This is a genomic window from Aquibacillus saliphilus, assembly GCF_020404745.1.
In the GTDB taxonomy this organism is placed as follows: domain Bacteria; phylum Bacillota; class Bacilli; order Bacillales; family Amphibacillaceae; genus Aquibacillus; species Aquibacillus saliphilus.
The window spans coordinates 54934-66770 of the sequence record NZ_JAIZAP010000017.1 but is presented as its reverse complement, the minus strand read 5'-3'; the positions used below and the strand labels follow the sequence as shown (position 1 = coordinate 66770).

The following is an 11837-nucleotide window of genomic DNA, read 5'->3' as shown; positions in this document are numbered from 1 at the left end:
AGGGATTGCTCTTGGGAAGAGAGTGTACTGCCGTCTCATGGCATATACTCTCTTTTTCCATTTTTAGCATACTTTTTGAATAATTTGAAGATTCCTAAAAAAACATGAAAACTATACAATCAAGAATAGGAGGGTAAAAAGGATGGCAAGATATATTTTGCAGCGACTTGGCTACATGGTTCTTACATTGTTTTTAATAGCTACATTTTCGTTTTTCCTCATGAAAATGCTTCCGGGATCTCCACTCTCAGCTGAGCAGAAGGTATCTGAAGCGCAAAGAGAAATCATTTTAGACAAATACGGCTTAAATGACCCTGTGCCAGTCCAATATGTTAGGTATATAGGTAACTTGATGCAAGGTGATTTGGGGGTTTCTTTCCAATTGAAGAATCAGCCGGTTACAGATATATTATTAAGTAGAATTCCCATATCTGCACAACTTGGGCTATACGCTTTACTAATAGGAACTGTTTTAGGGATGCTATTAGGTTTAATTGCGGCAATAAGGAATAATTCGTGGGTGGATTACTCTGCCAATATTATTTCAGTTATTGGTATTTCAATCCCGTCATTTATTTTTGCAGGTCTAATGCAGTACTATGTAGGGGTAAAGTTAGGGTTATTACCAATCGCATTCTGGGGCACCTGGCAGCAAGCAATTATGCCGACGATTGCCTTAGCAATATTCCCAATGGCAATTGGAGCAAGGTTTATGCGAACAGAGATGATAGAAGTATTAGGATCCGATTTTATTGTTACTGCAAGGGCGAAGGGGTTAAATAATACGGGAATACTATTTAAACATGGTCTTCGTAATGCGCTTATCCCTTTAGTAACTGTAATGGGGCCAATGGCAGTAAGTTTAATGACTGGTACTTTAGTTATTGAACAAATATTTTCTATACCTGGAATAGGGGAGCAGTTCGTACAGTCGGTAATGAGAGATGATTTCTCAATTATTATGGGAACAACCCTGTTTTTCGCATTTTTCTTCGTTCTGATCATACTCATTGTCGACATACTGTATGGTATTATAGACCCGCGGATTCGACTGGCTGGAGGTAAAGATTAATGAATAAAGAAAAGTTAAATAAAGATTTGTTCGTTCCTGCAAAAAAGGGCGATGACAAAAGTGAAGAAATCTATAGGCCAAGCCTTTCTTATTGGCAAGATGCATGGCTAAGGTTAAGGAAAAATGCAGGTGCTATCTTTGGAATAATTACGCTTATTCTCATTGGATTTTTATCACTCGCAGGACCGCATTTTAATGAATATGGACTAGATGATCAGGATTTAGGACACTCAAGATTGCCGCCACGAATACAAGGGTTAGAAGAAATTTCATGGCTAGGCTTGAATGGCACAAAATCTGAAATGTTTGAAGGTGCAACTGTAGAAGAGGCCGAAGAAAAAGCACTTGCGAGATGGACTCAAAAGGACTTTGAATACATTACCTTCGATGTTAAGGATGAAGGAAATGGTTCTAAAGATTCAGCTAGAGTAGAAGGTGTTTTTGAGATTTATCAATATAAGGATATGAGTGACACTTATTATTGGTTTGGTACAGACACATTAGGTCGTGATTTATTTACACGTGTATGGATAGGTACCCAAATTTCATTGTTAATTGCTTTAGTAGCGGCAGCAATTGATATGCTTATCGGGGTTGCTTATGGTGGGATCTCTGCTTATTATGGTGGTCGAGTTGATAATATCATGCAACGAATCATTGAGATTTTAATTGGTATTCCAAATCTAGTAGTAGTAATTCTGATGATTATGATATTAGATCCAGGTATTATGTCAATTATTATTGCATTAACTATTACTGGTTGGACCGGTATGGCAAGGATAGTTCGTGGCCAGGTTCTCAAGTTGAAAAATCAGGAATTTGTATTAGCGTCGCGTACGCTTGGTTCATCTAATTCTCGAATTTTGACGAAACATCTTATTCCTAACACACTAGGAATGATTATTATAAACACAATGTTTACAATCCCATCAGCTATATTCTTTGAAGCATTCTTAAGCTTTATTGGTTTGGGGCTTCAATCACCAGACGCATCACTTGGAACATTAATTAATGATGGTTTTAAATCACTACAAATAAACCCACACATTATGATTTTCCCTGCGATTGTTATATCGTTAATTATGATAGGATTTAACATTTTAGCCGATGGTCTTCGAGATGCATTAGATCCGAAGATGCGTGAATAGGAGGTAGGTGACAAGATGGATAATATATTAGAAGTTAAAAATTTGCATGTCTCCTTTGATACGCATGGAGGAGAGGTAAAAGCTGTACGGGGTGTTTCCTTTGATCTTAAAAAAGGAGAAACACTTGCTATTGTTGGTGAATCAGGGTCCGGAAAGTCTGTAACTACAAGAGCTCTAGCCCGTCTTATTCCTTCACCTCCTGGGCGAATTAAAGAAGGAGAAATTCTCTTAGAGGGTAAGGATTTAGCTAAGTTAAAAGAAAAGCAAATGCAACAAATTCGTGGTAAGGATATATCGACCATTTTTCAAGACCCGATGACTTCACTAAATCCAACCATGAAGATTGGCACTCAAATTATGGAAGGTCTTATTAAACACCAAAAAATGAGTCGTTCAAAAGCAAAAGAACGTACGATAGAACTTATGGAATTAGTAGGACTTCCTAATGCAAAAGATAGAGTGGATCAGTACCCACACCAATTTTCGGGTGGACAACGTCAGCGTGTTGTTATTGCAATTGCGCTTGCATGTAATCCTAAAGTGCTAATTGCTGATGAACCAACAACAGCACTTGATGTAACGATTCAAGCTCAAATACTAGAGTTAATGAAGGATATTCAAAAGAAAACAGATAGCTCGATTATTTTCATCACACACGATTTAGGTGTTGTAGCTAACGTAGCTGACCGTGTGGCCGTAATGTATGCTGGGAAGATTGTTGAAATTGGAACAGTTGATGAAATTTTCTATAATCCCAAACATCCTTACACATGGGGTCTTTTAGGTTCGATGCCTACTTTAGATAATGAAGAAGAAAGCTTGGTTGCGATTCCTGGATCTCCACCGGATATGTTAAATCCACCAAAAGGTGATGCTTTCGCACCAAGAAATGAATTTGCACTTGAAATTGATAATGAGATGGAACCACCCATGTTTAAGGTTTCTGATACTCATTACGCTGCTACATGGTTATTACATGAATATGCGCCAAAAGTGGAACCACCTGCAGTCGTAAAGAAACGGATGAAGGGTTTTGCTGCTTCATCTGACAACGAGAAAGGTGATGAGTTATGAGCCAGGAAAAATTATTAGAGGTTACTAATCTAAAACAACACTTCAAGACTGGTAGACATAGCGTTGTTAAAGCCGTAGACGGGATAACCTTTGATATTTACCAAGGGGAAACCTTCGGCTTGGTAGGTGAGTCTGGTTGTGGAAAATCAACAACTGGACGTAGTATCATCCGTCTATATGATGCAACAGACGGTGATGTGAAATTCAAAGGTGAAGATGTACACGGTAAAAAGTCAAAAAAAGATCTTAAGAAATTTAACCAGAAAATGCAAATGATTTTCCAAGATCCTTATGCATCATTGAATCCTAGAATGACAGTGCTTGATATTATTGCAGAAGGCCTAGATGTGCATGGACTAACGCCAAATGATAAAGAACGCAAGGCTCGTGTTGAGAATTTACTAGAAAGAGTTGGATTAAACAAAGAACACGCCAATCGTTACCCACATGAATTTAGTGGTGGACAACGCCAAAGAATTGGAATAGCGCGTGCATTAGCGGTAGACCCAGAATTTATTATTGCTGATGAACCAATCTCTGCATTGGACGTTTCTATTCAGGCTCAAGTAGTAAACCTTCTAAAGGATTTACAAAGAGAGCATGGTTACACATACCTGTTTATCGCGCATGATCTTTCAATGGTTAAGTATATTAGTGATCGTATCGGAGTTATGTACTTTGGTAAAATGGTAGAATTAGCTGATAGTGATGAGTTATATAAACACCCGATGCATCCATATACTAAATCCCTTTTATCGGCAATTCCGTTACCGGATCCTGATTATGAACGAAATCGTATTCGTCATTCTTATGATCCGAGTCAACATGATTCGAGTGAAGACCCTGAGTTTAGAGAAATTCGACCGAATCACTGGGTATTGTGTACTACTAAAGAGTTTGAAGCATATAAACAAGAATTAACTGAGAAATAAAGGATTCTAATTGAATCAATTTCATAATTACTTATACAGCAATTGTCATCCGCATATAGTTTGGGAACGGTCTATCCCAACTATATGCGGATAACAATTGTAAAAAATCAGTATTATGAAATTGACTAATTTAGCAAATCTTTCTAAATTCCGAATATAAATTAGAGTAACTATATTTTAAAATAGCTCTTACCTTCTGGGTAAGGGTTATTTTACTATTCCTTTTAATTAGTTGAAAAATAACATAAAAAACTTGTGGAAAATGTTACTATTATAGTACGAATTCTTATATAATAGAATCAAATACATCTTTGGGAGTTTGATAATTAATGGAGAAAAAACAACTAAGCATCGTCATCTTCATTACGATTCTCCTTCTAAGTATAGTCTTTCCGGCTACTACATATGAAGCAGCAGAAACTGAAGCAATGACATCTAAAATGCATCAGAAACATGTAACAGAGCTATCAAAATTTGAACTACCTAAATCATTAAAAAGATTTTCATATGATTCAGGGTTAAGCTTTGAATATCCCGAAGCTGTTAGAGGTATTTATTTGACTGGACATTCAGCAGGAGGAAGTCGTTTTGAAAAATTAGTCGATTTTGTTGATTCAACAGAGCTTAATGCAATGGTTATCGACATAAAAGACGACGACGGATATTTAACTTACAAAGTAGAAGAGGGCTCACCATATGAGGATATGGATCAAAATTATATAAAGGATCCTCGTAAAGTACTTGAAGTATTAGAAGAAAAAGGAATCTATCCAATCGCAAGAATTGTTGTTTTTAAAGACTCTGTTTTAGCTAAAAAACGACCTGATCTTTCATTTACTAAAAATGGAAAGGTATGGTCAAATAATAAAGGTGAATCATTTGTTAGTCCTTTTCAAGAAGAGGTTTGGGAACATAATCTAGGAATTGCTAAATTAGCAGCAGAGCTTGGATTTAAAGAAATCCAATTTGACTATGTGAGATTTCCAGAAGGGTTTGAAAAAAGAGATAAAGAATTAAGTTATGACTTAGGAAATTACAAGGATTCGGAGCTAGATGACGTAAAAAAACGCGTAGCATCTGTTACGGATTTTGTTAAGTATGCCCGTGAAGAACTTGATTATTATGATGTTGATGTTTCAGTAGATATATTTGGCTATGCTGCAACGATAGAGGAAACGCCAGGAATCGGACAAAATTTCTCTAAGATATCAGATAATGTCGATGTTATTTCATCAATGATTTATCCGAGTCATTGGACTTCTTATTTTGGTATTCAAATGCCAGATAAAGAACCATATAAACTAATCACCGAATATTCCAAGGTTGAGAATGAAGTATTAGGTAAATTGGATAATAAACCAACTTCCAGACCTTGGCTTCAGGACTTTGAGGCGCCATGGTTATATAGTGGGGCTACAAAACAATACGGCAAAGCAGAAGTGGAAGCACAGATCAAAGCACTGAATGAAAATGGAATAAATGAATTTTTATTATGGAACTCAGGGAATTCCTATACAGAAAATGTTGATTATACCCCAGTAGACTAAAAGTTTAAACCTTCGAATTTTATGACGAAGGTTTATTCCCCTTCTTTTCAATTAGTTGAAAACATCTATTGAAAAGAAGAATAAATAAAATTTTGTATTAAGCTAGTAAAATAAGGGTATATTAAACTGAATCTTTGTGAAATAAGTTTAACAATTACAAGGATTTTCGTTATAATAGAATAACGACGAAAATAAGGAGTAGATTTATGAACTGGTATGAAAAGCTTAATAAGTATTTTCCGGTTGAAGAAATGAAATCTAAAGAACATATGGAAATGCTGTTAAAAGAAAAAGGGGACGTCTATTATAAGGACGAAGGTCCGTACCATGTGTTAATGTATGCCGAGTTTAAGTCTTTTATTTTTATCGATTATGTTTATGTATCAGCTCAATCGAGAGGACAGGGTTTAGGACACAAATTAATGGAAAAATTAAAAAAGAAAAATAAACCAATCATACTAGAAGTAGAACCTGTTGATTACGAAGAAACAGATTCAGAAAAAAGACTGCGCTTTTATCAAAGAGAAGGCTTTCTTCATGCACAATCAATTGGATATAACCGTCGATCACTAGCTACAAATAAAGAAAATCCTATGGAAATTTTATATTGGACACCAGAAGATGAAGGTGAAGAGGCAATTTATAATAAAATGAAACAAATGTATGAGGACATTCATACGTATAAAGATGAACAAATATACGGAAAGTCCTATCAACCAGTTGATGAGGTGCTTTCTTATGATAATAAAAAAGAGTCTGATAACATTTATGATGCTCTTAAAGAAGAAGAGAATGCCTAAGATCTCAATCGGTAACAATAATCCCAATAATCTTGTGTAAAATAGTCACCGGGGTTATTGTTACTACCTATAGTTATTTAACTAACTTTAAAAAAATTATTTGATAATTAAGGTTTACTTTTGTATTATCAGGGTAAATTATCTTATAAGATAAGGTTTTTGTAATCAAAAAAGTTTTAAACGCACTACCCATAAGTTGACAAATGTAGTATACTTGTACATAGAAGAGTTATTTAAAATGATTTTAATTTAATATATTCTTCAATGTCATGAAGAGACTATAAATAATTTGCATATTGAGGAGTGAAGTTTCATGGTAACACTTTATACCTCACCAAGTTGTACATCCTGCAGGAAAGCTAAAGCCTGGTTAGAGGAACATGATATACCATTCCGTGAGAGAAATATTTTCTCAGACTCACTTTCATTAGATGAGATTAAAGAGATATTGAGAATGACGGAAGACGGTACTGATGAGATTATTTCAACTAGATCTAAGGTTTTTCAAAAACTAGATATGAACCTTGATCAATTACCCTTAAAGGATTTGTTTAATCTTATCCAAGAAAACCCAGGTCTTCTTCGTAGACCAATAATCTTAGACGAAAAACGTCTACAGGTAGGTTACAATGAAGATGAAATAAGACGCTTCTTACCAAGAACTGTACGAACTTTCCAACTTCGGGAAGCGCAACGGATGGTAAACTAATACTAAAAACGCAGATCTATATATGAGGTCTGCGTTTTTACTTCATATTAGACAAATTATTAGTGTGAAACGAGTGACAAATAGCAAAAAATAAGATAAAATGTAAATCTAATAAACTTATTTAATCATAGTCATAAAATTATGGCATATGCCTTTTTTGCATATTTATAGTTAATTTGTTTTTCATTATCCTATTTTTCATCATAAACTATAAGTAAAGTAAATAAAAATATCGCAATTGAAGGTTGATTTTTACCGTAATAGGGTAATGTGTGAGTAATGAATAAAACTAGGTGAAGTTATCCCTTCCACCTAAATTATTTAAGAAGGGAGAGAATTATCATGGAAATAGAGAGAATAAATGAAAATACAGTGAAATTTTATATTTCCTATATAGATATTGAAGACCGTGGTTTCGATCGTGAAGAAATATGGTACAATCGCGAGAAAAGTGAACAACTTTTTTGGCAGGTAATGGATGAAGTTAATTATAACGAAGATGATTTTAATATAGATGGCCCACTATGGATCCAAGTACAAGCACTAGACAAAGGTTTAGAAATTGTCGTAACCAAGGCTCAAATTTCTAAAGATGGTCAAAATCTAGAGCTACCAACTGAGAATGGTAAAACAATTGATATGCCTGTAGATGAAAAAATTGAATCATTATTGGAAGAGAAATTCGGTAATGATGATAGAAATGATTCAAAAGATGAGAATGACGAAGAAGAAGAGGTGGACTTAACCTTTATTGTCGGCTTTTCAGATTTTGAAGATGTGATTCAACTCAGCCACTACTTTCCTAAGGTTGAAGGTTTAACTGATAGTTTATATCACTTTGAAGATCAATATTTACTATTGATACAATTTGATGATGAACAGTTAACAGATGAACAACAAGAAAATTCCTTGAGCCAACTGTTGGAGTTTGGCCAAGAGGCAAGCATGACTATTTTTCGCTTAGAAGAATATGGTAAAATAATTTTCGAAAATGATGCATTGGTACAAATTAAAGATTACTTTCCAATCCAATAAAAACGGACATTCCACTATGGGATGTCTTTTTTTTGTTGCTTAGGATATAAAATTGGTTTCTTGTGGAAGATTTTTTGATAAGGTTGGGCCGAGTCCAGCTCCAGCGCCTACCCGGAAATAAGCGGTTTACTTATTTCGAATGCCCCGACTGAGGTCATAAGATAACCCTCATTACGGACATAAAGCGCTATGCCGAGGCTTGTCCTATTGCCCCTAGGGTGAGCATTAAGGAAGGCAAATGAGAATAATATTCTAAAGAATAAGAATCTTTTTATTTCAAAGTCGCCATCGTTTGTTCTGAACATTTATTTAGTTATAAAAAAATAGAGGATTTCTTAGGGAATCGGATGAAATAGTATAGTGGAGGTGATTACTTAAATGCTACAAGCATTAAATCAACATGGCAAGCTTCAATTGTTGGCACTCATGAGTCCAAGTGAAATTATCCAACATAAGATACATTCCAAATTTTTTTGTCCAACTTGTAAGGAACACGTTTTAATCAAGGCTGGAGAGAAGGTTACTCCTCATTTTGCACATCACCCAAAGAGTGAATGTCCAGCTAAAAAAGGAGGTGAAGGTGAGTATCATGAACGTGGCAAGTTAAACTTATACTACTGGTTACTAAGGCAAGGGATTTCGGCACAATTGGAAGTCTTTATTGGAAAGATACAACAACGACCTGATATTTTAGTAGAGATAAATAATAAGTTAATTGCTATCGAGTTCCAATGTGCTAAGATTTCAGCTAATGATGTTAGAAAAAGATCTACAGGATATAAGAATATTAATATAACTCCAATTTGGATTCTCGGAGGAAATAGACTTATTCGAAAAGGAAGTAATAGTCTTTCAACAAATAACTTCGAGTTGTTATTTCTCCACCAGTTCCACAATAATTATCCCCCAACAATATTTTTCTATTGTCCGAGTGCAAATCAATTCTCTATCTTTCAACATATTGTAACTACCGACACGAAATGGTCACACGGGAATTTGAAATTCAAAAAGCTTAATGATTTAACATTTTATCAATTGTTTAAAAGAGAAAATCCAAATAATCAACAATTACTTAGTGATTGGAAACTAGTAAAGTTTAATTTTAGGACTAGGGTTTCTCCTCATCCAACAAAATTAGAAATGAAATGGAGAGAGTGGCTTTATTTAAAGAATATTCATCCCAGCTTACTTCCGTCTGTTGTTCATTTGCCGGTTCCAAGTCAATTTATGATGCTTAGCCCGCCACCGGTATGGCAAAGCAAAATTTGTATAGAAGTAATCAATAATTCCAATCGAAGTTTTACAACGAATCTATGTTACAGCCTCCTAAAAGCTGATAAAAAGCCCCAATCGTTCTATCCACTTATTAATGGCCTCAATGATCCTATAAAAGAATACTTACTCCTTCTAGTAAAACTACAATATCTAAAGCAAGTAAATCCTACAACCTTTCATGTCATAAAAAAACCTAAAAGCCATCATAGTATTGAATATGCAATAGAACAAGATGAACAGCTAATAAATAGTTTATTGAACGGTTTCAAACCAAGCACTAATATGCATGTTTAACCAGCAATTACGATATAATAATAAAAGGTGCATTGAATGTAAGAGTATTTGTCTGTGTCTATTTTTGTGATATGAAGGAATAATTTGTTCTTGTACAGAAGTATTTATTTAGTAGGTAAAAGGAGGATTTTATTTTGACAAAATCAGCAAACCAATTACAAACGCGTAAAGAAATTCCGGTGGAAAAAACATGGAAATTAGAAGATATTTTTACAACGGATGAAAAGTGGGAAGAAGAGCTTGAAGGGATAAAGCAACAAATACCATCTTTTGAACGTTATCAAGGAAAATTAGAAAAATCAGCACGAAATTTGTATGATTTATTAGTTTTGCAGGACGAAGTATCCGAACGTATTGGTAAGCTTTATACATACGCACATATGAGGTATGACCAAGACACAACTAATTCAGCTTACCAAACGTTAAATGCAAAAGCTGAGAACTTATTAACACAGGTTTCTAGTGCGATGAGCTTCATTGTACCTGAGATATTGTCTTTAGATGAAGAAAAATTGAAAACATTTATAAAAGAAAAGCAAGGATTAAAACGATATGAACATACATTAAATGAAATAACAAGACAGCGACCACATATTCTAAGCAAAAAAGAAGAAGAATTATTAGCTGAGGCATCAGAAGTAACAGAGAATGCTTCTCAGACGTTTGGAATGTTGAATAATGCTGACCTAACTTTTCCTGAGGTTAAGGATGATAGTGGAGAAGAGATTGAGTTAACACATGGGCGCTATTTAAACTTCCTAGAATCAGACAATCGCCAAGTTCGTGAAGATGCTTTTAAAGCTATGTACGGCACGTTTGGCAAGTATAAAAATACTTTCTCTTCAACCCTTTCAGGCGCAGTAAAGAAAAACAACTTTTATGCTAAAGTACGAAAATATGACACGGCACGTCAAGCTGCTTTAAATAATAATAATATTCCAGAGCAAGTCTATGATAATTTGGTAGAAGCAGTTAATGAACGATTACCATTGTTGCAGCGTTATGTTTCTTTACGTAAAAAGGTGTTAAAGCTTGATGATATTCACATGTATGATTTATATACACCGCTTGTTAAGGATGTTGAAATGAAGGTTCCTTACGAGGATGCGAAAGATTACCTTGTTAAAGGTTTAGCGCCTCTGGGAGACGAATATATCAGTATTCTAGAAGAAGGCTTCAATAGCCGTTGGGTTGATGTTGAAGAAAATAAAGGTAAGAGAAGTGGTGCATATTCATCGGGAGCATATGGTACCAATCCATATATTTTGATGAATTGGCAGAACAATATTAATAATGTATTTACATTAGCACATGAATTTGGTCACTCGCTTCATAGTTATTATACAAGAAAAAATCAACCGTTTCGTTATGGCAATTACTCCATTTTCGTAGCAGAAGTCGCATCAACCTGTAATGAAGCGTTATTAAATGAATATATGATTAATAATACAAAAGATAAAAAAGAAAAGTTATTCTTATTAAATCATTTCCTAGAAGGATTCCGTGGTACTGTTTTTAGACAGACGATGTTTGCTGAGTTTGAACATAATATCCACATTCAAGCTCAAAACGGTGAAGCATTGACTGCAGATAAACTGACAGAGCTCTATTATGATCTGAATAAAAAGTATTTTGGTGATGAAATTACGGTTGATGATGAAATTGGAACTGAATGGGCTCGGATCCCACACTTTTATTACAACTATTATGTTTATCAATATGCGACTGGCTATGCCGCTGCGACAGCACTAGCGTCACAGATTCTAAAAGAAAAAGAACCTGCTGTTGAGCGTTATTTGAATTTCCTGAAAGCAGGAAATAGTGATTATCCAATCGAAGTATTAAAACAAGCAGGTGTAGATATGACTGGTAAAGAACCAATTCTATCTGCTTTAGATGTATTTGAAGAAAAATTAATAGAAATGGAAGAGCTATTAGAGAACATATAGTT

10 protein-coding genes are annotated in these 11837 nt (G+C 34.7%); all 10 read left to right on the top strand.

Features of this window, described 5'->3' with window-relative positions; translation table 11 throughout:
* Nucleotides 1-142: 142 nt before the first annotated feature.
* The 10 genes from opp3b to pepF all read left to right on the top strand — a co-directional run bounded on the left by opp3b (nt 143) and on the right by pepF (nt 11835).
* Complete coding sequence (gene opp3b / locus LD272_RS16145; RefSeq protein WP_226037654.1) at nt 143-1072, top strand: oligopeptide ABC transporter permease; 930 nt, start codon at nt 143-145, stop codon at nt 1070-1072.
* Nucleotides 1072-2220, top strand: coding sequence for an oligopeptide ABC transporter permease (gene opp3C, locus LD272_RS16140; protein ID WP_226037653.1), 1149 nt, complete (start codon nt 1072-1074; stop codon nt 2218-2220). The genes opp3b and opp3C overlap by 1 nt, the downstream gene beginning before the upstream one ends.
* 15 nt (nt 2221-2235) lie before the next feature.
* Nucleotides 2236-3294, top strand: a complete 1059-nt coding sequence (locus LD272_RS16135) for an ABC transporter ATP-binding protein (protein ID WP_226037652.1) — start codon at nt 2236-2238, stop codon at nt 3292-3294.
* Nucleotides 3291-4226, top strand: a complete 936-nt coding sequence (locus LD272_RS16130) for an ABC transporter ATP-binding protein (protein WP_226037651.1) — start codon at nt 3291-3293, stop codon at nt 4224-4226. Before LD272_RS16135 ends, LD272_RS16130 begins: the two co-directional genes overlap by 4 nt.
* Before the next feature lie 329 nt (nt 4227-4555).
* Nucleotides 4556-5773, top strand: coding sequence for a putative glycoside hydrolase (locus LD272_RS16125; RefSeq protein WP_226037650.1), 1218 nt, complete (start codon nt 4556-4558; stop codon nt 5771-5773).
* Between the two features lie 206 nt (nt 5774-5979).
* Nucleotides 5980-6573: a GNAT family N-acetyltransferase gene (locus LD272_RS16120; protein ID WP_226037649.1), complete on the top strand. Its 594-nt coding sequence runs from the start codon at nt 5980-5982 to the stop codon at nt 6571-6573.
* 313 nt (nt 6574-6886) lie between these two features.
* Complete coding sequence (gene spxA, locus LD272_RS16115; RefSeq protein ID WP_153737023.1) at nt 6887-7282, top strand: transcriptional regulator SpxA; 396 nt, start codon at nt 6887-6889, stop codon at nt 7280-7282.
* A gap of 342 nt (nt 7283-7624) precedes the next feature.
* Entirely contained in the window at nt 7625-8317 is a 693-nt protein-coding gene (mecA, locus tag LD272_RS16110) for an adaptor protein MecA (protein WP_226037648.1), read from the top strand.
* Between the two features lie 378 nt (nt 8318-8695).
* On the top strand, nt 8696-9886 hold the full coding sequence (locus tag LD272_RS16105; protein ID WP_226037647.1) for a competence protein CoiA: 1191 nt from the start codon (nt 8696-8698) through the stop codon (nt 9884-9886).
* 134 nt (nt 9887-10020) lie between these two features.
* Nucleotides 10021-11835, top strand: coding sequence for an oligoendopeptidase F (gene pepF, locus LD272_RS16100; protein ID WP_226037646.1), 1815 nt, complete (start codon nt 10021-10023; stop codon nt 11833-11835).
* The last annotated feature ends 2 nt before the right edge of the window (nt 11836-11837 follow it).